The sequence below is a fragment of the Streptomyces sp. Mut1 genome, assembly GCF_030719295.1.
GTDB classification, from domain to species: Bacteria; Actinomycetota; Actinomycetes; order Streptomycetales; family Streptomycetaceae; genus Streptomyces; species Streptomyces castrisilvae.
Genome location: NZ_CP120997.1, coordinates 4843402 through 4867215 on the forward strand (window position 1 = coordinate 4843402; position 23814 = coordinate 4867215).

Consider the following 23814-nt stretch of genomic DNA (forward strand, 5'->3'; position numbering starts at 1 on the left):
GCCCCTCACCTGTGTGTCGGGGATACTGGACAGCGCAGACGCAGAGGGAAAGGCCACATCATCGTGACTGAGATCGAGATCGGGCGCGGCAAGCGCGGCCGCCGGGCATACGCATTCGACGACATCGCCGTCGTCCCGAGCCGCCGGACCCGCGACCCGAAGGAGGTCTCGATCGCCTGGCAGATCGACGCCTACCGCTTCGAGCTGCCGTTCCTGGCCGCCCCCATGGACTCCGTGGTGTCCCCGCAGCACGCCATCCGCATCGGCGAGCTCGGCGGTCTCGGTGTGCTCAACCTGGAAGGGCTGTGGACCCGGCACGCCGACCCGCAGCCGCTGCTGGACGAGATCGCCGAGATGCCCGTCGAGTCCGCGACCCGCCGGCTCCAGGAGATCTACTCCGCCCCCATCCAGGAGGAGCTGATCGGGCAGCGCATCAAGGAGGTCCGCGACTCCGGTGTCGTCACCGCCGCCGCGCTCTCCCCGCAGCGCACCGCCCAGTTCTCCAAGGCCGTGGTCGACGCGGGCGTGGACATCTTCGTCATCCGCGGCACGACGGTCTCCGCCGAGCACGTCTCGGGCGCGGCCGAGCCGCTGAACCTGAAGCAGTTCATCTACGAGCTGGACGTCCCGGTGATCGTCGGCGGCTGCGCCACGTACACCGCGGCCCTGCACCTGATGCGTACGGGCGCGGCCGGTGTCCTCGTCGGCTTCGGCGGCGGCGCCGCGCACACCACGCGCAACGTCTTCGGCATCCAGGTCCCGATGGCGACCGCGGTCGCCGACGTGGCCGGTGCCCGCCGCGACTACATGGACGAGTCCGGCGGCCGGTACGTGCACGTGATCGCGGACGGCGGCGTCGGCTGGTCCGGCGACCTGCCGAAGGCCATCGCCTGCGGTGCGGACGCCGTGATGATGGGCTCCCCGCTGGCCCGCGCGACGGACGCGCCGGGCCGCGGCCGCCACTGGGGCATGGAGGCCGTCCACGAGGACGTGCCGCGCGGCAAGCTGGTCGACCTCGGCTCGGTCGGGACGACGGAGGAGGTCCTCACCGGTCCTTCGCACTCCCCGGACGGCTCGATGAACATCTTCGGCGCGCTGCGCCGGGCGATGGCGACCACGGGCTACAGCGACCTCAAGGAGTTCCAGCGCGTCGAGGTGACGGTGGCGGACTCGCAGCACAGCCGCTGAGTTCTTCCGTACGCACGCCGGAGGGCCCGGACCGCGACGCGGTCCGGGCCCTCCGGCGTGTTCGAGGCGGGTCGCCCCGGTCTGTTACGCGGCCTTCTTCGCGCCGGCGACGGCGCCGACCGCGCCGATCGCCAGGAAGAGGTACGTCTTGAAGTCGGCCGTCTCGCTCCACGCCTTCGTGATGACGTCGAAGTGGTCGAAGAAGATGCTGGTCGCCGACTCGTGCGCCAGGTCCGAGAGGGCGATCGAGATGCCCACGATCTGGCCGAGGTAGACGGCGCCGACGGACAGCAGGGCGCTGACGACGGTCACCGCCGGGTTGGCACCGCCGACCTTGCTGGCCGCGAAGCCGACGAGGAAGCCGAGGCCGACCGCGATGTAGCCGATCTGGTAATCGGTCTTGCCGAGGATGACGCCGTAGATGAGCGCCCCGACGAGCGCCGCGCCGACGGCCGTCGCCAGTCCGAGCGCGAGATTGTCGCGCTTCGGCGGGACCGGGGCGAACGGCGCGGGGCCGCCGAACTGGGCGCCGGGCTGCTGGCCCGGGAACGGGGCGCCGGGCTGCTGACCGGCGAACGGGTTGCCGCCCTGGGGCTGGGCGCCGTAGGGCTGGTTCGGCGGTGGTACGGGCTGGCTCATGCTGGTTTTCTCCCCCTGGGGACGTCTGCGCACTGGTGTGCGATGAGTGACGCCGCAGGCTAGCAGCCGGTTCCGACATCGGCCCACCGGAATCCTTGGGGGAACTGGGCTGAGGGGCCGTCATCAGAGCCGGTGGGCGGCTCCGGCGGGGGTCGCTCCGCGGGTGTCCAGGAGGAGTTGGGCCTTCACGGCGAGGCCCTGGAGGTCGTACGTACGGTGGTGCTGGAGCAGCACCGTCAGATCGGCGTGCGCCGCCGCCTCGTACAGCGAATCGGCGCGCGGAACCGGGAGTTCGCGCACCCGCCAGTCCAGGACGTGCGGGTCGTGGTAGCCGATCTGGGCGCCCATGTCCATCAGCCGGGTGGCGATCTCCCGGGCGGGGGAGGCCTCCTGGTCGGCGAGGTCGGGCTTGTAGGTGACGCCGAGCAGGAGCACCCGGGCGCCCCGGACGGCCTTTCCGTGTTCGTTGAGGAGGGTGGCGCAGCGCTGGATCACGTACTGCGGCATCCGGTCGTTGATCTCCTGGGCCAGCGAGACCATCCGCAGCGGGGGGCCGGCGGTGCGGGCGTGGTACGGGAGGTGGCCCGGGTCGACCGGGGCGCCGTGGCCGCCGACGCCGGGGCCGGGGCGGAAGGGCTGGAAGCCGAAGGGTTTGGTCTCGGCGCACCGGATGACGTCCCAGAGGTCGACGCCGAGGTCGTGGCAGAGCACTGCCATCTCGTTGACCAGGGCGATGTTGACGTGCCGGAAGTTGGTCTCCAGGACCTTGGTCATCTCGGCCTCGCGCGGGCCCCGGGCGCGTACGACCTTGTCGGTGAGCCGGCCGTAGAAGGCGGCGGCCGACTCGGTGCAGGCGGGGGTGAGGCCGCCGATGACCTTGGGGGTGTTGGCGTAGACGTGGGCGCGGTTGCCCGGGTCGAGCCGGCTGGGGGAGTGGGCGAGGTGGAAGTCGCGCCCGCCGCGCAGCCCCGAGCCCTCTTCGAGGAGGGGGAGCAGGAAGTTCTCCGTGGTGCCCGGGGGGACGGCCGATTCGAGCAGCACGGTGGTGTGCGGGCGCAGCCGGGCGGCCAGGGCGCGGGCGGCGGCGCCGACGGCGCTCAGGTCGAGGGTGCGGTCGGGGCCGAGCGGGGTCGGCGCGCAGATCACGGCGGTACGGACCCGGCCCAGCTCGGCCTGGTCGGTGGTGGGCCGGAACCCTCCCGAGAGCATCCGGCGCACGTCGGACGCGGAGAGTGATCCCTCGACCGGGGTGCGGCCCGCGGCGACCTCGGCGAAGGCCCGGGGGTCGGTGTCGTAGCCGATGGTCTGGATACCGGTGTGGACGGCGGCCTGGGCGAGGGGCAGGCCGAGGTGACCGAGTCCGATGACGGCGAGGTCTGCAGGCACGTGGGTGGCCGCCTTCCCTAAGACCATGAGGACAGAAAGCGCAACCGCTGTGGACAGCGCAATGTCAGACTAGGCGTAAATATGACCTATATGTCGCATTGTGGGGCCCTTGTCGTCGGGGTGTTGTCCACAGGCGGTGGCTGAAGTCGCGGAGCGCGGACAGAATCGATCTGTGGGCACGGGCACCGGCCGCATGGCCGGGGCCGCTTTCCGTGCCGGACCACCCCGATCTACCGGGAGGCAGCAGTGAGGACAGCGACACTGGGACCCGCGCAGCGCGCCGAGGCGCTCGCCGCGATGGCCGAGCGCGAACTGGACGTGCTGGTCGTGGGGGCGGGCGTGGTCGGCGCCGGGACGGCACTGGACGCGGTCACGAGAGGGCTCTCGACCGGCCTGGTCGAGGCGCGCGACTGGGCGTCCGGCACGTCGAGCAGGTCGAGCAAGCTGATCCACGGCGGGCTGCGCTATCTGGAGATGCTCGACTTCGCCCTCGTACGGGAGGCGCTGAAGGAGCGCGGGCTGCTGCTGGAGCGGCTCGCCCCGCACCTGGTGAAGCCGGTGCCCTTCCTCTACCCGTTGCAGCACAAGGGCTGGGAGCGGCTGTACGCCGGTTCCGGCGTCGCGCTGTACGACGCGATGTCGGTGTCCTCCGGGCACGGCCGGGGCCTTCCCGTGCACCGGCACCTCTCCCGCCGCCGCGCCCTGCGGGTCGCCCCGGCCCTGAAGCGGGACGCCCTGGTGGGGGCCCTTCAGTACTACGACGCCCAGATGGACGACGCCCGCTATGTGGCGACGCTGGTGCGCACCGCCGCCGGATACGGCGCGCATGTGGCGAACCGGGCCGAGGTGGTCGGCTTCCTCCGGGAGGGCGAACGGGTCGTCGGCGTCCGGGTGGAGGACGTCGAGGCGGGCGGCGAGTACGAGGTCAGGGCCAAACAGGTGGTCAACGCCACCGGCGTCTGGACGGACGACACCCAGTCGCTGATCGGTGAGCGCGGCCAGTTCCATGTCCGGGCCTCCAAGGGCATCCACCTGGTCGTCCCGAAGGACCGCATCCACTCCTCGACCGGCCTGATCCTGCGCACCGAGAAGTCCGTGCTCTTCGTCATCCCCTGGGGCCGGCACTGGATCGTGGGCACCACGGACACCGACTGGGACCTGGACAAGGCGCACCCGGCCGCCTCCAGCGCGGACATCGACTACCTGCTGGAACATGTGAACGAGGTCCTGTCCACGCCCCTGACCAGGGACGACGTCGAGGGTGTCTACGCCGGGCTGCGGCCCCTGCTGGCCGGCGAGTCGGACGCCACCAGCAAGCTGTCCCGCGAGCACACCGTGGCCCATCCGGTGCCCGGCCTCGTCGTCGTCGCCGGCGGCAAGTACACGACGTACCGGGTGATGGCCAAGGACGCCGTGGACGAGGCGGTGCACGGGCTCGACCAGCGGGTGGCCGCCTGTGTCACGGAGGACGTCCCGCTGCTGGGCGCCGAGGGCTACCGCGCCCTGTGGAACGCGCGCGCCAGGATCGCCGCCCGCACCGGCCTCCACGTCGCCCGGGTGGAGCATCTGCTGAACCGGTACGGCTCGATGACCGAGGAGCTGCTGGAGCTGATCGTCGCCGACCCGGTGATGGGCGAACCGCTGCCGGCCGCCGACGACTACCTCAAGGCCGAGATCGTCTACGCCGCCTCGCACGAGGGGGCGCGTCACCTCGACGACGTCCTGACCCGGCGGACCCGGATATCCATAGAGACCTTCGACCGGGGCACCCGCTCCGCCCGGCTCTGCGCGGAGCTGATGGCGCCGGTCCTCGGCTGGGACGCGGGGCAGATCGACCGGGAGGCCGCGCACTACGAGAAGCGGGTGGAGGCGGAACGCGAGTCGCAGCGCCAGCCGGACGACCTGACGGCGGACGCGGCGAGGCTGGGCGCACCGGACATCGTGCCGCTCTGACGGCGGCCGGGCGAGGGGCGGCCGGGTGTGGTGGCGGCCGGGCGTGGTGGCCCCGGACGGCCGGGCGTGGGGCCTCGTTCCGGGCCGCCGTTGCGGGGCCCAGTCCTCGTGCCCGCGCCCGCGCCCCCGCCCCGCCCTTGTCCTCATCCCGCCCCGCGTGCCGGCTCAGCTCGGGCAGAACTCCGCTTCCAGGAGTGCCGGTTCCAGGGTGTCCGCTTCGTCCAGGGTGTCCGTGTCGATGCGGTAGGTCAGGGTGTGCCGGCCGTCGCGGGTGGCGGCGGTGCGGACGTAACTGCCGCTGATGCGGCCGTTGTGGCCCCAGACGGTGACGCCGCAGGACAGGCGCTCCGGGAAGACGCCGAGGCCGTAAAGCCCGTGCGACGCCGAGGTGTCGAGCAGGGCGGACAGCTGAGCCGGCCTCAGCAGCCGTCCGCCCAGCAGGGCCGCGTAGAAGCGGTTCAGGTCGGCGAGCGTGGAGATCAGCTCGCCCGCGGCGCCCGCGGTGCGCGGGTCGAGGGCGGTGACGTCGGTGAGGCGGCCGTCGGACGGATCGCGCGTGTAGGCCCGGCCGTGCGGTGCGGGCAGGGTGGTGCGGCTGCCGGGGAGGGAGGTGCCGGCGAGGTGGAGGGGGCCGATGACGCGGCGGCGGATCTCGGTCGCGTAGCCGTGGCCGGTGACGCCGCGGACGACGAGGCCGAGGACGGCGTAATCGGTGTTGGAGTACGCGTAGGTGCCGGGTGCGGCCGTGGGGCGGTGGGCCGTCGCCGTACGGAGCGCGGCCGTGGCGGTCAGGGGGTGGGCGGAGGTGTCGTCCGCGTAGTCGTAGAGGCCGCTGGTGTGGCTGAGCAGGGCGCGCAGCGTGATGCGGCGGCCGTCGTTGCCGTGGCCCCGGACCAGTCCGGGCAGGAAGCGCTCGACGGGGTCGGACAGCCGCAGCCTTCCCTCTCCGGCGAGTTGGAGGACGACGACGGCGACGAAGGTCTTGGTGATGCTGCCCGCCCGGAACCGGTCCGCGTACCGGATGCCGGGGCCCGTCGAACGGTAGGTGTCCCGCGGTGCCGATGAGACGTCGTGCGCCAGAAGTGCCGCGTCCGGTGCGCCCCCCTGGACGGCGAGCCGGGGGAGGTAGGAGGCTGCGGGAGTGAGGTGTGATTCGCTGGGCAGGGGCCCCGTTCCGAGGCCGCACAACAGCAGCACCACCAGGGTGACGAGTGGCGCCCTGAGCATCGGCATGGCTGGAGGTCCCTTCGTCGGGGCCCATCATGGCCGAGCCCGGACCCGGCACCGGGACCGGTCCCGGGGTGAGGGACAATGAACGCTCTGCCAGGGCGGGTTGATCGCAGAGGGGACGCATGTCGGAGGCGGAGCAGGCACGGGAGCCCCAACGGGACAAGGACGGACGTCTCCTTGCGGGGCGGTACCGGCTCGGGGAGGTGCTCGGCCGGGGCGGTATGGGTACGGTCTGGCGTGCCGTCGACGAGACGCTGGGCCGCACGGTGGCGGTCAAGGAACTGCGGTTCCCCTCGGCCATCGACGACGACGAGAAGCGCAGGCTGATCACGCGTACGCTGCGCGAGGCCAAGGCGATCGCGCGCATCCGCAACAACGGCGCCGTCACGGTCTACGACGTGGTCGACGAGGACGACCGGCCGTGGATCGTCATGGAGCTCATCGAGGGCAAGTCGCTGGCCGAGGCAGTGCGCGAGGACGGCGTCCTGACGCCGAAACGTGCCGCCGAGGTCGGCCTCGCCATCCTCGACGTGCTGCGCTCGGCGCACCGCGAGGGCATCCTGCACCGCGACGTGAAGCCGTCCAACGTGCTCATCGCCGAGGACGGCCGGGTCGTGCTCACCGACTTCGGCATCGCGCAGGTCGAGGGCGACCCCTCCGTCACCTCCACGGGCATGCTCGTCGGCGCGCCCTCGTACATCTCGCCGGAGCGGGCGCGCGGCCACAAGCCGGGCCCGCCCGCCGACCTGTGGTCGCTGGGCGGCCTGCTGTACGCGAGCGTCGAGGGCTGCCCGCCGTACGACAAGGGCTCCGCCATCGCGACCCTGACCGCCGTGATGACCGAGCCGCTCGACCCGCCGAAGAACGCGGGCCCGCTGGAGGAGGTCATCTACGGGCTGCTCGCCCGGGACCCCGAGCAGCGGCTCGACGACGCGGGCGCGCGTGCCCTGCTCAACGACGTCATCAGCTCCTTCGACCAGCCGGAGCGTCCGGTGCCGGCCCCGGCCGACGCCACCCAGGTCATGGCCCTGCCCAAGGGCGTCACCGACGCCGGGGCGGCGAAGTCCGGGGAGACCGGCGAGGGCGCCCGCGACCGGCTGCGCGGCGCGCTGCGCTCCGTACGCAACGCGAAGGCGACGCCCGCCGCCGGCGCCGTCGCGGCCCCCGCCACCGCACCGCCCGTCCCGGCCCGGCCCACCCCCGCCCCCGGCGCCGCGACGCCCTCGGGAGCCGTACCGCCGCAGCGCCCGGCCACTTCGCCGGTCACCGCGCCCCGGGCGTCCCTCACCGACGTCGTGCCGCGCCGCACCCTGGCGATCATCGCGGCCGTCATCGCGCTCGCCGTCCTCGGCACGGTTCTCGCGCTCACCCTCGGCGGCGACGACACGTCCGACGACTCCGGCGCGAAGAAGCCCGGCGCGTCCGCACCCGCCGGGACCCCCACCGCCACCGGCTCCGGGTCGGCCGACACCGAACAGGGCGGCAGCGGCAAGGAACAGGACGCGGGCAAGGGCGACGACGACGGCCGGGGCCAGGACGACGACGCGGACAAGGGGGCGAAGGACGGCGACGACGACGGCGCGAAGGGCGACGAGGACGCCGACGCCCTGCCCGCCGGGTACCACGCGGTGACGAACAAGCGGTTCCACTTCACCATCGCGATGCCCAAGGACTTCCGCTTCGACGCCACATCGGGCCAGGGCGCCGGCGCCATCTACAACGCCGACGGCGGCTTTCCCCGCCTCCAGGTCGACTACACCGGTTCGCCCGGCGGCGACGCGGCGCTCGCCTGGAACACGGCCCGCGGCGGAGTCGCCGCCTCCAGTACGAACTACCACCACATCGGCATCAAGAAGGTGGAGTACAAGGGCTACCCCACCGTCGCCGACTGGGAGTTCGAACGGACCCAGCACGGCCAGCGTGTCCGGGTGCTGAACCGCGGCTTCAAGGCCGACGCGAAGCACGGCTACGCGATCATGATCAGCTGCAAGGCGGACGAGTGGGACGGCAAGGAGTGCCGGACGCTGCGCGAGACGGCGTTCGCATCGTTCCAGCCGGTCGACTGAGGCGGCCCGGCGCGGCCGGGGGCGGCCGCGGGGCCGGGTTGTGCCGACCGGCCGCGCCGCCGCCGCAGGACACGTATGGTGAGATCCCGTAGACCGTACGCAGCCGAAACAGACAGTCAATTGCACCGCAAGTGACTGTGATTGACGGATTCGGTGCGGAGCGGTCTGCGTGACCGGGGGGACAGCGCGCTCTGGGGAGGCGTCGTGGACGACTACGCGGGTCGGGTGCTTGCCGACCGCTACCGCCTTCCGCTGCCTCCGGCCGACGCGTACGAACTGGTCGAGACCCGGGCATTCGACACATACAGCGGCCAGGAGGTCCTGGTCCGTCAGGTGCCGCTGCCCGAGGTCGTGGACGCGGAGTTCGTCGAGGGCGACGGCCGCGCCTCCGCCGTGCCGCGCTCCGGCGGACGTGCGGTCGGCCGGCCCACGGAACCGGCCGTGCGGCGCGCCATCGAGGCCGCCCAGGCGGCGGCCCAAGTGCCCGACCATCCACGGCTCGACCAGGTCTTCGACGTGTTCGCGGAGCAGGGTTCGCTCTGGATAGTGAGCGAACTGGTGGCGTCCCGCCCGCTGGCCGCGCTCCTCGCGGAGCGCCCGCTCAACCCGTTCCGGGCCGCCGAGATCGGCTCCGACGTGCTGACGGCGCTGCGTGTGCTGCACGCCCACGGCTGGACCCACCGCAACATCACCGTGCGCACGGTGCTCGTCTGCGACGACGGGCGGGTCGTCCTGACCGGGCTCGCGGCCGGCGCGGCCGAGGAGGCGCTGTGCGGTTACAACCCGGTGCCGCACCCCGACGACGAGGAGCCGGACGAGGACGGGTACGGCGGCCCCGCAGTCGAGTCCGGCCCCACCGGCCCCTACGTCCCGCCCGAGGCCGACCCGGAGCCGCCCGGCCCGTACGCCCCCGGCGAAACCGAGGCCGGCTACCTGCCGGCCTCCCGGGGCCCCGCGGCGATCGAGTCGGGGCCGGGCGCCGAACTCGCGCCTCCGTACGGCGGCGAGGCGGACCGCGTCGTGCCTCCGTACGGCGGCGAGGCTGACCCCGCGCGCCGGCCGGTGCCGCCCGGCGGGCTGCCCGTGCCCGCCGCCGGGACGGACAGCGCCGCCCACGCCAGGGCCGCACGGGCCGGGGCCATCGCCGCGTACCGGGCGGGCGCCCGCGCCGCCGCCGCCCGCGTCAGCGAGGAGGAACGCCGCGCGGGGAACGCCCCGGGCGCGCGCCCCGCGCTCCCGCAGCCTTCGGCCGGCGCGGACGACGAGCGCGGCACGGAACCCGCGCCGGACGCCTGGCCGGGACGCCCACAGCCGCCGGACGACAGGGACGAGCCATACGGCGCCGACCCCGACGCCTGGCCCGTGCTTCCGCAGGCCCAGGGTCGCGCGGGCGACGGGCGTGACGTCGAACCCGCCACCGACGCGTGGCCCGTGCTTCCGCAGGCTCCGCGTGGTGCGGAGGCCGTGTCCGGCGAGGACGGTCGCTCGCCGTACCGGCAGTCGGCCGGTGAGGGCGATGGGCGCGGCGTCGAACCCGCCACCGACGCGTGGCCCGTGCTTCCGCAGGCTCCGCCTGGTGCGGGTGAGACGCGTGGTGCGGAACCCGCCACCGACGCCTGGCCGGTGCTTCCGCAGGCTCAGGGTCGCGCAGGCGACGCGCGTGGCGGCGAACCCGCCACCGACGCCTGGCCCGTGGTCCCGCGGGCCCCGGGTTCCGGCGCGCGTCCCGGGTACGGGCGGCCGGGCGGTGAGGACTCCGATGGTGAGGGCGAGCGCACCGCGTCCCGGCCCGTGCTTCCGCAGTTGCCCGGGGGCTGGGTGCGGGGGACCGAGGCGCAGGAGCCGTACGACGGCTATGCGTACGACGTGGACGACGAGGAGGACGACGACGAGGATGACGACGGCGGGCAGGCGCCGCCCCGGCGGCTGCACCTGACCGGTTCCTGGGACGACGGGCCCGGCTCCGGGCGGCCCGTGCCCGCCGGCGGGTCCGGCGAGGACGCCCTGCGTGCCGACGCCGCCCGGCGGGCCCCCGCACCCGCGCTGCCCCCGGCCACCGGCTCGGGGGCCGGGCGCTGGGACGACGTCGCCGCCCCGGACCAGGGCGGCCCCGCCTACCGGGGCCCCGCCACCACCCTCGCCGCCGAGCGGGCGCGCCAGGCACGGATCGCCGTCGTCGGCGCGGTCACCGAGCGGTGGGCGCCCGAACAGGCCGGGCCCGTCCACGGGAACTGGCAGCTGGCCCCGCCCATCGGCCCCGCCACCGACCTGTGGGCCCTCGGCGCGCTGCTCTACCGCGCGGTGCAGGGGCACGCCCCGTACCCCGAGGACAGCGCCCCCGAGCTCGTCCAGATGGTCTGCGGCGAACCACCCGCCTTCGCCGAGGAGTGCGGGCCGCTGCGCCCGGTCGTGGAGTCGCTGCTGCGCCAGGACCCGACCGAGCGGCCCGACGTCGAGGAGCTGAGCGGCTGGCTGCGCTCCCTCGTACGCTCGGCGCCGGAACCGGAGGCCGGGCTCGACGTCGTGACGCTGCCCGCCGAGGACACCACGCGGCTGCCCGTCGTACGCCGTCGCGGCGAGCTCGTCCGCAAGCGGCGCGGCCGGCGCGGCGGGGCGGCGCACGGCCGGCACCGCCACACCGGGGAGGCCGCCGACCGCACGGTCGGCACGTACCACGAGCCGCGCCTGAAGGCGCCCCGCGAGCCCAAGGGCCCCAAGGCGCTGCGCACCCCGCCCGACCGCCCGCCGCGCCGGCTGGGCAGGCTGCTGCTCGTCCTGATCCTGCTGGTGCTCGTCGCGGTCATCGCGTACGCCGTGATGTTCATGCCCAAGTCCGACGCGGACAAGGGGACCGGCGCCGCGCCCGCCCCCACCGCCTCCGCGCCGTCCGGCTCCGCGACGCCCGACCCCGGGCCGACCGGGTCGAAGGAGCCGTCACCGGCCAAGTCCTCGGGGGCGCAGCAGCCGCAGACCAGCCGCTCCGCCGCCGCGCTCGCGCCGGGCTACACGCTGCGCAAGGACGCCGAGGGCTTCGAGGTCGGCATCCCCAAGGGCTGGCAGCGCAGCCCGGCCAACGCCGAGCGCCAGGTCCACTACGGGAGCGACGGCTTCAGCGTGCTGATCGTCCCCGGCCGCGACACCGCCAAGGCCAACGGCAGCGACCCGCTGGACTACCAGCGGGACAAGGAGCCGGAGTTGAAACCGTTCCGCGACTCCACCTGGTCGTCGGCGAGCGGACTGCGCCGCACCGACGTCGGCCGACAGGCCATGGCCGAGGGCCAGTTCACCTGGCAGGACGGCAACGGCCGCGAGGTGTACGTCCGTAACCTCGTCATGCTGGTCGACGGCCGCTACCACATCCTCCAGGTCATCGGCCCGGAGGACCAGCGGGACGAGGTCACCGAGATCTACCAACAGGCCAGCGTCTCCTACCGTGTGACGGGCTGAACCCCCGGGGCGACAAGCATCACAGTGCGGTCTCGTGCGCGATGCGAGGTTCCGTGGCCGCGCGTGCGATCCGTAACCTGTCTTCCGAAGCAACGGGGGCGGGGACACACGTGGATGGATCACAGGGCACGGACGCCGGACTTCTGCTGGCCGGGAGGTACCGGCTGGGCGACGTCCTCGGACGCGGGGGCATGGGCAAGGTCTGGCGGGCCCACGACGAGGTGCTGCACCGCACCGTGGCCGTCAAGGAGCTGACCGCCGGTCTTTACGTCACCGACGCGGACCGGCTCGTCCTGCACGCCAGGACCCAGAAGGAGGCCCGAGCGGCGGCCCGCATCACCCACCCCGGTGTCGTCACCGTGCACGACGTGGTCGAGTACGACAACAGGCCGTGGATCGTCATGCAGTACGTCGACGGCCCGTCGCTCGCCGACCGCGCGAAGGAGTACGGCGAGGTCGAGGCGCGCGAGGCCGCCAGGATCGGGCTGCACGTGCTGGGCGCGCTGCGCGCCGCGCACGACGCCGGGGTGCTGCACCGCGATGTGAAGCCGGGCAACGTGCTGCTCGCCCGGGACGGCCGGGTCCTGCTGACCGACTTCGGGATCGCCGCGATCGAGGGCGACTCCACCATCACCAGGACCGGTGAACTCGTCGGCTCCATCGACTACCTGGCGCCCGAGCGGGTACGCGGCGGCGACCCCGGCCCGGCGTCCGACCTGTGGTCGCTGGGCGCCACGCTGTACACGGCGGTCGAGGGGCGCTCGCCGTTCCGCCGGACCTCCCCGATATCGACCATGCAGGCAGTCGTCACCGAGGACCCGCCGCCGCCCGGCAGGGCCGGGGCGCTCGCCCCCGTCATCACCGCGCTGCTGCGCAAGGAGCCGGAGGACCGGCCGTCGGCCGCGGAGACCGAGCGGATGCTCATGGAGGCCATGGAGGGCCGCGCGCCGAGGAGCGCCCAGGCGTTCGTCCCGACACAGCAGGTCTCCGAGGAGATGCTGCGCGGGGGCACCGCCGTGCTGCCGCAACTCGGGCCGGCCCCCGGCCCGGCTCCCGCCCCGGCCCCCGCCCCGGCTCCCCGCCGCAGCCGGTGGCGTACGACCGTCCTGGTCATCGCGCTGGCCGCGGTGCTCGGTGGCGGTGCGGGCATCGCCGCGATGATGTACGCGCACCGCACGGAGGCCGCGGGCACCGCGAGCGGCGGCACCGGCACCCACGGCCCCCACACCCCGGGGCCGGTCACCCCGACGCCCTCGCCCACCCCGACGCCCACCGAGTCGGCCTCGAAGGACCCGGCGACGCAGGGCGTTCCGGACGGCTGGCGGCGGGTGGAGGACCCGGCCGGGTTCAGCATCTTCATGCCGGAGGGCTGGGAGCGCCGGATGGAGGGCACCAACATCGACTACACCCCGGACGGCGGCGTGCACTACCTCCGGATCAGCGTCGACCCGGCCCCCGACTTCGACAACTCCTACGACCACATGCTGGAACTGCAGACGACGCTCAGCAAGCGGCTGCCCCAGTACGTGAACCTGGAGCTGAACTCCAACGTCTACCGCGACTGCCCCGGGTCCATCTGGGAGTTCACCTGGACCGAGAAGAACGGCGAGGCGCGGCACGCCATCGACCAGATGTATTTCGCGAAGGAGGGCGGCCCGGAGTACGCGCTCTACATGACGGGCCCCGCGGACGACTGGGACAACACCCGGGACCGGTTCAACACGATGCTGCGCAGCTGGCGCGCCCCGGCCGACACCGACTGACACCGACTGACCCGTCCGGCCGCCCGGACCGGCGGGGGCTGGCGGATAGCCCCTGATCAGGACTTATGTCGCCAGTGATCACTGGCTGGGTCGGCGGGTGGGTGGCGGGACTCCGGGAGAGACGGTGAAAAGCTGTTACCCACGGGTACCCAAAGCCTTCCGGCCGACGTACTCTCGCCCTCATGACGGACTCGCAGGCCCCCACGTCCACCTCCGCCGCCGCTGCCGGCACCAACCCCGTGGCCGCCGCGCCCGCGGGCGTGCGCACGGCCGCCGATGTCGTGACGCCCGAGGTGATCGCCCAGCTGACGCGCGGCGTCGTCGGCTCCGGCCGTACCGCCAACCACACGCCCTTCACCGGTGCGAAGCTGGCCGACCTGCCGGAGTCCACCCCCGAGGACGTGGCGACCGCCTTCGAGCGGGCGCGCGCCGCCCAGCCCGTCTGGGCCGCCCTGCCGGTACGGGACCGGGCCGCGGTCCTCCTGCGTTTCCACGACCTCGTCATCGGCCGCCAGTCCGAGGTCCTCGACCTCATCCAGCTGGAGACCGGCAAGGCCCGTCTGCACGCCCACGAGGAGGTGCAGGCGGTCGCCGTCGCCGCCCGGCACTACGGCCGCAAGGCCGCCGCGTATCTGAAGCCCAAGCGCCACACGGGTGTCGTACCGACCCTCACCAAGGTCACCGAGCTGCGTCAGCCGCGCGGGGTCGTCGGCCAGATCGCCCCCTGGAACTACCCCTTTGAGCTGTCCGTCGGCGACGCCCTGCCCGCCTTCGTCTCCGGCAACGCCGTGGTGATGAAGCCCGACACCGAGACCGCGCTGACCGCCCTGTGGGCCCGCGACCTGCTCATCGAGGCGGGGCTCCCGGCCGAGGTCTTCCAGGTCGTCCTCGGTGACGGCCCGGTCATCGGCCCCGAGGTCGTCAAGCACGCCGACTACGTCTCGTTCACCGGCTCCACCCGCACCGGCCGCGAGGTCGCGCAGGGCGCGGCGGCCCGGCTCGTCGGCGTCTCGCTGGAGCTCGGCGGCAAGAACGCCATGCTGGTCCTGGCGGACGCCGACGTGGAGAAGGCCGCCGCCGGCGCCGTCCGCGCCTGCTTCTCCTCGGCCGGCCAGCTCTGCATCTCCATCGAGCGGCTGTACGTCCACGAGTCCGTCGCCGACGCCTTCGTGGAGCGGTTCGCCGCCCGTACCAAGGCGATGCGGCTCGGCAGCTCCCTCGCGTACGGCGCCGACATGGGCTCGCTGGTGGGCGAGCGGCAGCTGGAGACCGTCAGCCGGCATGTCGCGGAGGCCGTCGAGAAGGGCGCCAAGCTGGTGGCCGGCGGGGTCGCCCGCCCCGACATCGGCCCGCTCTTCTACGAGCCGACGATCCTGGACGGTGTGGAGGCCCCGATGGCCGTCTGCACCGAGGAGACCTTCGGCCCGGTCGTCTCGGTCTACCGCTTCAGCGACGAGGACGAGGTTGTGGAGCTGGCCAACGCCACCCCGTACGGCCTCAACTCCAGCGTCTGGACCAAGGACGGCAGGCGCGGCCACCGGGTCGCCGCCCGGCTGCGCACCGGCACGGTCAACATCAACGAGGGGTACGCCCCCGCGTACGGCAGCGTGCAGTCGCCGATGGGCGGCATGAAGGACTCCGGTCTCGGTCGCCGGCACGGCTCCGAGGGCATCCTCAAGTACACCGAGGCCCAGACCGTCGCCCAGCAGCGGCTGATCCCGCTCGCCCCGTCCTTCGGGATGGACGACGAGAAGTACGCGGCGTTCATGAGCCGCAGCCTGAAGGCGATGAAGGCGTTCCGCCTGCGCTGAACCCCCGCCCCTGCCCGCACCACTTCTGTCCTTTTCGTACCGAGGAGTGTCATGTCCCAGGACAGCCCTGCCCAGAATCAGGACCGGCCGGCCGGTGCGGCCGACGACGACGCCGCGTACGACTACGACGTGATCGTCGTCGGTTCGGGCTTCGGCGGCGCGGTCTCGGCACTCCGGCTGAGCGAGAAGGGATACCGGGTCGGCGTCCTGGAGGCGGGCCGCCGCTTCACCCCCGGCACCCTCCCCAAGAACTCCTGGGACCTGAAGAACTACCTCTGGGCCCCCGCCCTCGGCCTCTTCGGCATCCAGCGCGTGCATCTGCTCGGCAAGGTGATGGTGCTGGCCGGCGCCGGGGTCGGCGGCGGCTCGCTGAACTACGCCAACACGCTGTACGTGCCCCCCGCGCCGTTCTTCGAGGACCGCCAGTGGGCGCACATCACCGACTGGCAGGACGAGCTGAAGCCGTTCTACGACCAGGCCAAGCGGATGCTCGGGGTCCGGCTCAACCCGACGACGACCCCCTCCGACGTCCACCTCAGGGCGACCGCCGAGGCGATGGGCGTCGGCGACACCTTCCACCTGGCCCCGGTCGGCGTCTTCTTCGGTGACGGCGAGGACGCCGACGGCACCGCGCGGGCGAAGCCGGGCGGCACGGTCGCCGACCCCTACTTCGGCGGCGCGGGCCCGGCGCGCAAGGCGTGCACCGAGTGCGGCGAGTGCATGACGGGCTGCCGCCACGGCGCGAAGAACACCCTCAACGAGAACTACCTCCACCTCGCCGAGAAGGCGGGCGCGGTCATCCACCCCATGACCTCCGTCATCGGCGTCACCGATCACCCCGACGGCGGCTACCGCGTCGCCACCGTGCCCACCGACCGCCGGAGGAAGGCGAAGCCCACCGCGCTGCGCGCCCGCGAGGTGGTCGTCGCGGCGGGCACGTACGGCACCCAGACCCTGCTGCACACGATGAAGGACAAGGGACTGCTGCCCCGGCTCTCCGCCCGGCTCGGCGAACTGACCCGGACCAACTCCGAGGGGCTCGTCGGCGCGCAGACCTCCGACCGCCGCTACCGCAAGAAGCACGGAACGAAGCCCGACTTCACCAAGGGCGTCGCCATCACGTCCTCGATCCACCCCGACGAGAACACCCACATCGAACCGGTCCGCTACGGCAAGGGCTCCAACGCCATGGGCGGGATGACCATCCTCCAGGTCCCCTACAGCACCCACCGGGTCCTCGCCTGGTTCGGGAACCTGGCCAAGCACCCCACGCTCGCCGTGCGTTCGCTCTCCAACCGGCGCTGGTCGGAGCGGACCATCATCGGCCTCGTCATGCAGTCGCTCGACAACTCCCTGACCGCCTACCGCAAGCCGGGCGGCATCGGAAAGGGCCTGCTCACCGCCCGCCAGGGCCACGGCGCGCCCAACCCGACGCAGATCGCCGAGGCGACACAGAGCGCCTCGCTGCTCGCCGACGAGATCAACGGCTTCCCCGGCTCCAACATCGGTGAGCTGATGGGCACCCCGCTCACCGCCCACTTCCTCGGCGGCTGCCCGATCGGCGCCGACGCGGACGAGGGGGTCATCGACCCGTACCACCGGCTGTTCGGGCACCCGGGCATCTCGGTCGTCGACGGCTCGGCGGTCTCCGCGAACCTCGGCGTCAACCCCTCGCTGACGATCACCGCGCAGGCGGAACGCGCCATGTCATTCTGGCCCAACAAGGGCGAGCGCGACCCGCGCCCGGCGCAGGGAGAGGCGTACGAGCGGCTGGCCGCGGTCGAGCCGCAGGCACCGGCCGTCCCGAAGGAGGCGTTCGGCGCGCTGCGGTTGCCGTTCCTGGGGATGCCCGCGGTGCCGCCGAAGAAGGAGCCGTCCGACAAGGCGCACAAGGCGCACGAGGCCGACGAGGCGCACCGGGCGGACCAGGCATAAGGACAACGGCATAAGGACAGCAGAAGGGGCTGCACCCCCCTCCAAGTGCAGCCCCTCACGCTGTAACCGGTCCGTCGCACAACAACCGACAACCGGTGTTCCGCATGCATGACCTGCCAGCCGTCCCGATGGTTGTCCTCGCACTGACGAAATCTTTATGTGAGCTGGATCACTTCGCTGGGTGTACTCGATCCGTGATCTGATCGCGCGCAACTTTTCCCGCCCTCCCCTGGTCGTACCCATATCGCTGTCACAGCGGTCACACAGCTCCCGACGACCCCAGAGGGCCCGAGATGAGAAGCACGACCCCGTTCCGCCGTGCGGCGGGCATCCTTGCCTCGGCCGGCCTGCTGGCCGCCGGCACGCTCGCGCTGGGCGGACCGGCGCGCGCAGCCGTCCCCGAGTTCACGCTCGGCGGCCCCGTCGAAACGGCCCTGCACCCGTATCCGGCCACGGGCACCCCGCAGAAGGCCACCCTGGGGCTCACGGTCACCAACCCCTCGGAAGACGTGGAGAACGGCGTCTTCGACGGCGAGTACACCGTCCGCTTCGACTTCGGGAAGCTCGCCGGGGTCGCGGACGTCTCCTTCGGCGAGGGCGGCGGCCTCGACTGCGAGCGGACCGGGACGACGGCCGTCTGCCACGACTACGGGATCTGGCCGGGCCTGAGCACCCTCGCCGAACTCGACGTCACAGCCGCCGAGGGCAGCGAGGACGGCGACAGCGGAACCATCGCGGTCACGGCCGAGGCGGAGGGAGCCACCTTCAAGGCGTTCACCGCGCATGTCTCCATCGGCGGCCCCGACCTGTCGATGAAGCGGCTGCCGTTCAGGACGGAGCTGAAGCCGGGGGACACCCAGCCGGTGCCCATCACCTTCACCAACAACGGCACCCGCGCCGCCGAGGGCGTTCTGCTCACCCTGCGCAACACCCGGGGCATGGAGTTCACCGAGCGGTACCAGAACTGCGAGTACAGCGAGGACGACCTGGGCATGGGCAGCCCCGGCGCCTGGACCACCGCCCTGTGCACCTTCCCCGGCAGCTACGAGCCCGGCGCCACCTACACGCTGGCCGAGGCGCCCGTGATCCGTGCCACCGAGCACGCCTTCTACGACTCGTTCCTCTACCGCATCGCCGAGGACGGCACCGACGCCCGCGCCGCGCTGCGGGCCGGCGCCCGGTTCAGCTCCGGCAAGGGCGCGACGCTCGCCCTGCGCGAGAACCCGGCGACCCGCTCCGCCGACCTGGAGCCGGACGACAACCAGCAGGACGTCGACTTCCGCACGGACAACAGCGCCGACTTCGCGGCCTACGGCGACAAGGCCGACGGCGCGGCCGGTGACACGGTCGACGTGACCGTCGGCTTCCGCAACCAGGGGCCCGCCTGGGTCGGGTACATCCGCTCCGGTGAGGACGTCGCCACCGTCGACGTCACGGTCCCCGAGGGTGCCACGGTGCTCACCAAGCCGGCCTCCTGCCGGGGCGTGACCAAGGACGGGCAGTACCGCGAGGACCAGACGGCCGCCCCGCGCTACGTCTGCCCCACGCCGATGTCCGTGCGCGAGGACGCGGACTTCGCCCTTCCCTTCCGGCTGAGGATCGACAAGGCCGTCACGGGGGCGTCCGGCGCGGTCGTGGTCCGCAACCCCTTCCTCCAGGACCCCGAGCTGCGCTTCGACCCGGCTCCCGCGAACAACACCGCGTCCCTGGTGCTCAACGCCGGGGACTCCGGCGCCACGGCCGGCCAGTCCGCCTCGGGCGGCTCGACGGCCACGGGCGGCTCCACCGGAGGCTCGGGTGACACCGGCGCGACCGGCTCCGGTTCGGCCGGCTCGTCCTCGGCCGGTACGACGGGCACGGGCGGCTCGACGGGCTCCGCTTCCGGCGGCTCGGGCGGGGGCGCGCTCGCCTCCACCGGGACCGTCGCGCTCGCGGCGTCCGGCGCGGCGCTCGTCGCGCTGCTCGCGGGCGGCGTCCTGTTCATGTCCTCCCGCCGCCGCGCCACCCGCTGAAGCGGCACACAGAAAAGCGACACACGAAGAAACGGTACACGAAGAAACGGCACGCAGGAAAGCGACACGAAGAAACGGCACGCAGAGAAACGGCCGGCCCCGGGCGTCCCCGGAGCCGGCCGTTCCTGGAGGAACCCACGGGCCCCTCCGAGTGACCGGGCTGCTGTCCCCTGCCGACCGGTCACGCACGCCGGTGCGCGGTCCCACGGCGTGCACGCGGCACGCCACACACCCCGGCGGAGCCACGCGTGGTTTCCATCGAGAGCCGCCCCTGGCTGGCACGACACCGGGACCAACGAAGCCGCGCCGGACCCGGTCACGCGCCGTACGGGTGAGACCCCGCCCGAACTGGGATACGCCCCTACAGCCCCCCGAGCGCGTCCGCTCAGACCCGGCCCCGGCACAGCTCCAGCAGCGTCATCGCCAGTGAGGTGCCCGGCTTGCCCAGCGCGTCCCGGTAGCGGGCCAGGATCTCCATCTCCCGGGACAGGTTGACCCGGCGGCCGCCCGAGGTCATCCGGGCCTCCTGGATCACCGAGGACACGGCCATCCGTTCCTGGACGAGCCCGATGATCCGGTCGTCCAGGGCGTCGATACGGGTGCGGGCGTCGCCGATCAGGGACGCGGCCTCGTCGGTGCGGGCGCCGGTCGCCTCGGCGGCGGAGGTGGCGGTGCTGCTGCTCATGCGGGTCTCCCGGTGAGTGCGGTGCGGCTCCCCGGGGCCGTCGGGCCCGGAACGCCAGAACGCCCCGGGCCTGTCGGCCCGGGGCGCCTGGAACGTTGCTTGTCAGTTGCTCAAGCAGCACGACCATGGCAGCCGGCGGGCCGGATGCCATAGGTAAAGACGAAGGTCGTGTGCTGACGCATGGGGACAGTATGGCCCGCCGCCCGCGCCGGCCGGTACCGGGCCCGGATGGTGAGACGCGGGGGCGGGCCCGTCCGGCCCGGATGGTGAGACGCAGGACGCCCCCCGTCCGGCGAGGGACGCTCCCGGCCGCCGGTAGAATTGGGAGGACCGACCCCCTCTCCACCGCCGGAAGGCCGCCCCGTGCCAGCAGCACCCCCCGCCGCCCCCGACACCACCACCGACGTGGTTCTCGTTGTCGACTTCGGCGCGCAGTACGCCCAGCTCATCGCCCGACGCGTCCGTGAGGCCCGGGTCTACAGCGAGATCGTGCCGTCCACGATGCCGGTGGCCGAGATGCTGGCCAAGAACCCCCGGGCGATCATCCTGTCCGGCGGGCCCTCCTCGGTGTACGCCGAGGGCGCGCCCTCGCTCGACCGCGCGCTGTTCGAGGCCGGGGTCCCCGTCTTCGGCATGTGCTACGGCTTCCAGCTGATGGCGACCACGCTCGGCGGCACCGTCGACGACAACGGCGCCCGCGAGTACGGCCGCACCGCGCTGGCCGTCTCCAAGACCGGCTCCACCCTCTTCGAGGGCACCCCCGCCGAGCAGCCGGTGTGGATGTCGCACGGCGACGCCTGCTCCGCCGCCCCCGAGGGCTTCACCGTCACCGCGTCCACCGACGTCGTCCCGGTCGCCGCCTTCGAGAACGACGAGAAGAAGCTCTACGGCGTCCAGTACCACCCGGAGGTCCTGCACTCCACCCACGGCCAGCAGGTCCTGGAGCACTTCCTCTACCGGGGCGCCGGCATCGAGCCGAACTGGACGACCACCAACGTCGTCGAGGAGCAGATCGCCGCGATCCGCGCCCAGGTCGGCGACAAGCGCGCCATCTGCGGCCTCTCCGGCGGCGTGGACTCGGCGGTCGCCGCGGCCCTCGTACAGAAGGCCATCGGCTCCCAGCTCACCTGCGTCTACGTCGACCACGGTCTGATGCGCAAGGGCGAGACCGAGCAGGTCGAGAAGGACTTCGTCGCCGCGACCGGCGCGAAGCTGAAGGTCGTGGACGCGGAGAAGCGCTTCCTCGACGCCCTGGCCGGCGTGTCCGACCCGGAGCAGAAGCGGAAGATCATCGGCCGCGAGTTCATCCGGGTCTTCGAGCAGGCCCAGCTGGAGATCCTCCAGGAGGACGGCCCCGAGGTCGCCTTCCTCGTGCAGGGCACGCTCTACCCGGACGTCGTGGAGTCCGGCGGCGGCACCGGCACCGCCAACATCAAGTCCCACCACAACGTGGGCGGGCTTCCCGACGACATCGAGTTCGAGCTCGTGGAGCCGCTGCGCCAGCTGTTCAAGGACGAGGTCCGGATGGTCGGCCAGGAGCTCGGCCTGCCCGACGAGATCGTCCAGCGCCAGCCCTTCCCCGGCCCCGGCCTCGGCATCCGCATCGTCGGTGACGTCACCAAGGAGCGGCTCGACCTGCTGCGCGAGGCCGACGCCATCGCCCGCGAGGAGCTGACCGCCGCCGGCCTGGACCGCGACATCTGGCAGTGCCCGGTGGTCCTGCTCGCGGACGTCCGCAGCGTCGGCGTCCAGGGCGACGGCCGCACCTACGGCCACCCGATCGTGCTGCGCCCGGTCTCCTCCGAGGACGCCATGACCGCCGACTGGTCGCGGCTGCCGTACGAGACCCTCGCCAAGATCTCGACCCGGATCACCAACGAGGTCGCCGACGTCAACCGCGTGGTGCTCGACGTGACGAGCAAGCCGCCGGGGACGATCGAGTGGGAGTGACCCTCCCCGCAGTACGCGACCGATGCCGCCGCCCGGAGTTCCGGGAGGCGGCATCGTCGTACCGGGTGGAAATCCCCTGGCACGTGCCTCCCGCCCGTGGCAGGCTTCGCGCCCATGTCCGCCGACGAGATCCGCGCCCTGATGTCCGCCGCCCACAACGAGCGCCTGACCTGGAACACCCCGCTCTGCGACGAGCACGCCGCCCGCCTCGTCGCGGCCTGCGCCCCCGCGCCCGGGGCACGCCTCGTGGACCTGGGCAGCGGCTGGGGCGAGCTGCTGATGCGCCTGGTGGAGTCGGCGCCCGGCAGCACCGGGGACGGCGTCGAGACCGACGCCGAGGCCGTCGCGCGCGGGCGGGCCCTGGCGGAGGAGCGGGGACTCGGCCGGTGCGTGCGGTTCCACGAGGTGGCCGCCGCCGAGTGGCCGGAGAAGGGCTACGACCTGGCCGTCTCCATCGGCGCCTCGCACGCCTGGCCCGGCGGGACCTCCGAGGCGCTGGCGGCGCTGCGCGCGGCCGTGCGGCCCGGGGGACGGGTGCTGTTCGGAGACGGTTTCTGGGAGCGGGAGCCCGACGAACGGGCGCTGGCCGGTCTCGGCGCCGGGCCGGGGGACTTCGTTTCGCTGCTCACCTTGATCCGGCAGGCCGAGGCCGCCGGGCTGCGACCGCTCCAGGTGACCGTCGCCGACCAGCGGGAATGGGACCTCTTCGAGTCGGAGGCCAACATCGGCCGGGGCGAGCGGTGGGCCCTGGCCCACCCGGACCACCCGCTGCACGACGGGGTCGTCGCGGCGGTGGACGAGCGGCGCACCGGCTACTACGGCGGCTACCGGGGCACGCTCGGCCTCGCCTACCTCGTCCTCAGCGCGTGAAGCACGTCCCGCCCGCACCGGAATCGGTACGTGATGGCTCTGGCCACCTGCGGTGACCGGCGGTAGCTTCCGTGCGAATGCCCTGGGAGCCCCCGAGGAGTCGCCATGCCCGAGCCCGCGCCCCTGCCCGTCGAGCAACTGCACTTCGCGATGCCGCCCGTCCACCGGTCGCCCGACGAGGAACGCGTCCACCGCAAGGAGCGGCTGGCCGGAGCGCTGCGGCTGTTCGGTTCGTACGGCTACGAGGACGGCGTCTCCGGCCACATCACCGCGCGGGATCCGGAGTTCACCTCCTGCTTCTGGGTCAACCCGTTCGGCGTGCCCTTCGACGAGGCACACCCCGACGACCTGATCCTGGTCAACGGCGAGGGGCAGGTCCTCCAGGGGCGCCACCACGTCAACCAGGCGGCGTTCACCGTCCACGCCCAGGTCCACCTGGCCCGCCCGGACGTCGTCGCGGTCGCCCACACCCACTCCGAGCACGGCAGCGCCCTGGCCGCGCTGGGCGAGCTGATCGACCCCCTCACCCAGGAGTCCTGCGCCTTCTACGAGGACCACGCCCTGTACGACGCGTACACCGGGGTCGTGGTGGACGAGGAGGAGGGGCGCCGGATCGCCGGTGCGCTCGGGGGCCGCAAGGCGGTCATCCTGCGCAACCACGGGCTGCTGACCGTGGGCGACTCGGTGGACGCGGCGGCCTGGTGGTTCCTCTCCCTGGAGCGGTCCTGCCGCATCCAGCTGGCCGCGCGGGCGGCCGGGAAGCCCGTGCTGATCGAGCACCGGGACGCGGTCGCCACCCGCGAACAGCTCGGCAGCGATCTCGTCGCCTGGATCAACTACCAGCCGCTCTGGCGCCGCATCGCTCGAACATTCTGACGA

15 protein-coding genes are annotated in these 23814 nt (G+C 73.1%); 11 read left to right on the forward strand and 4 right to left on the reverse strand.

Going from position 1 to position 23814, the window contains the following annotated elements; all coding sequences use genetic code 11:
* Positions 1-63: 63 nt before the first annotated feature.
* On the forward strand, positions 64-1188 hold the full coding sequence (locus tag P8A18_RS21165) for a GuaB3 family IMP dehydrogenase-related protein (protein WP_018550554.1): 1125 nt from the start codon (positions 64-66) through the stop codon (positions 1186-1188).
* Positions 1189-1272: 84 nt separating this feature from the next.
* Here the strand turns inward: P8A18_RS21165 and P8A18_RS21170 are convergent, their stop codons facing one another.
* Together P8A18_RS21170 and P8A18_RS21175 are read right to left on the reverse strand one after the other, a co-directional pair.
* On the reverse strand, positions 1273-1827 hold the full coding sequence (locus P8A18_RS21170) for a hypothetical protein (RefSeq protein ID WP_306056638.1): 555 nt from the start codon (positions 1825-1827) through the stop codon (positions 1273-1275).
* A 123-nt stretch (positions 1828-1950) separates the two neighbouring features.
* Complete coding sequence (locus P8A18_RS21175) at positions 1951-3213, reverse strand: nucleotide sugar dehydrogenase (protein ID WP_306056639.1); 1263 nt, start codon at positions 3211-3213, stop codon at positions 1951-1953.
* 246 nt (positions 3214-3459) lie between these two features.
* On the opposite strand from P8A18_RS21175, the gene P8A18_RS21180 reads away from it, so the two are divergent.
* A complete protein-coding gene (locus tag P8A18_RS21180; RefSeq protein WP_306056641.1) occupies positions 3460-5166 on the forward strand; it encodes a glycerol-3-phosphate dehydrogenase/oxidase in 1707 nt (568 codons plus the stop codon).
* 165 nt (positions 5167-5331) lie between these two features.
* On the opposite strand, the gene P8A18_RS21185 is transcribed toward P8A18_RS21180, so the two are convergent.
* Complete coding sequence (locus P8A18_RS21185; protein ID WP_306056643.1) at positions 5332-6399, reverse strand: serine hydrolase domain-containing protein; 1068 nt, start codon at positions 6397-6399, stop codon at positions 5332-5334.
* Between the two features lie 119 nt (positions 6400-6518).
* Between P8A18_RS21185 and P8A18_RS21190 the strand changes: the two genes are divergently transcribed.
* The 6 genes from P8A18_RS21190 (at position 6519) to P8A18_RS21215 (ending at position 19430) form a co-directional block, all read left to right on the forward strand.
* On the forward strand, positions 6519-8462 hold the full coding sequence (locus P8A18_RS21190; RefSeq protein ID WP_306056645.1) for a serine/threonine-protein kinase: 1944 nt from the start codon (positions 6519-6521) through the stop codon (positions 8460-8462).
* A 204-nt stretch (positions 8463-8666) separates the two neighbouring features.
* Positions 8667-11909 (forward strand): serine/threonine kinase C-terminal domain-containing protein, encoded by a 3243-nt coding sequence (locus tag P8A18_RS21195; RefSeq protein ID WP_306056647.1) that lies wholly within the window; start codon positions 8667-8669, stop codon positions 11907-11909.
* 110 nt (positions 11910-12019) lie between these two features.
* Positions 12020-13672 carry a serine/threonine-protein kinase gene (locus P8A18_RS21200; RefSeq protein WP_306056649.1) on the forward strand — a complete coding sequence of 551 codons (1653 nt, stop codon included), beginning with the start codon at positions 12020-12022 and terminating at the stop codon, positions 13670-13672.
* 182 nt (positions 13673-13854) lie between these two features.
* Positions 13855-15483, forward strand: coding sequence for a succinic semialdehyde dehydrogenase (locus P8A18_RS21205; RefSeq protein WP_306056651.1), 1629 nt, complete (start codon positions 13855-13857; stop codon positions 15481-15483).
* A gap of 51 nt (positions 15484-15534) precedes the next feature.
* Positions 15535-17418 carry a GMC oxidoreductase gene (locus P8A18_RS21210; protein WP_306056653.1) on the forward strand — a complete coding sequence of 628 codons (1884 nt, stop codon included), beginning with the start codon at positions 15535-15537 and terminating at the stop codon, positions 17416-17418.
* Positions 17419-17711: 293 nt separating this feature from the next.
* Positions 17712-19430: a COG1361 family protein gene (locus P8A18_RS21215; protein WP_306056655.1), complete on the forward strand. Its 1719-nt coding sequence runs from the start codon at positions 17712-17714 to the stop codon at positions 19428-19430.
* A 385-nt stretch (positions 19431-19815) separates the two neighbouring features.
* On the opposite strand, the gene P8A18_RS21220 is transcribed toward P8A18_RS21215, so the two are convergent.
* Positions 19816-20115 carry a chorismate mutase gene (locus P8A18_RS21220; protein WP_306056657.1) on the reverse strand — a complete coding sequence of 100 codons (300 nt, stop codon included), beginning with the start codon at positions 20113-20115 and terminating at the stop codon, positions 19816-19818.
* Positions 20116-20478: 363 nt separating this feature from the next.
* On the opposite strand from P8A18_RS21220, the gene guaA reads away from it, so the two are divergent.
* The 3 genes from guaA to P8A18_RS21235 all read left to right on the forward strand — a co-directional run bounded on the left by guaA (position 20479) and on the right by P8A18_RS21235 (position 23811).
* The gene (gene guaA / locus P8A18_RS21225) at positions 20479-22065 is read left to right on the forward strand and encodes a glutamine-hydrolyzing GMP synthase (RefSeq protein WP_306056659.1); all 1587 of its coding nucleotides are present in this window, start codon (positions 20479-20481) and stop codon (positions 22063-22065) included.
* Between the two features lie 114 nt (positions 22066-22179).
* Entirely contained in the window at positions 22180-22935 is a 756-nt protein-coding gene (locus P8A18_RS21230; protein WP_306056661.1) for an SAM-dependent methyltransferase, read from the forward strand.
* Positions 22936-23040: 105 nt separating this feature from the next.
* Positions 23041-23811, forward strand: a complete 771-nt coding sequence (locus P8A18_RS21235; RefSeq protein WP_018550540.1) for a class II aldolase/adducin family protein — start codon at positions 23041-23043, stop codon at positions 23809-23811.
* Positions 23812-23814 lie beyond the last annotated feature (3 nt).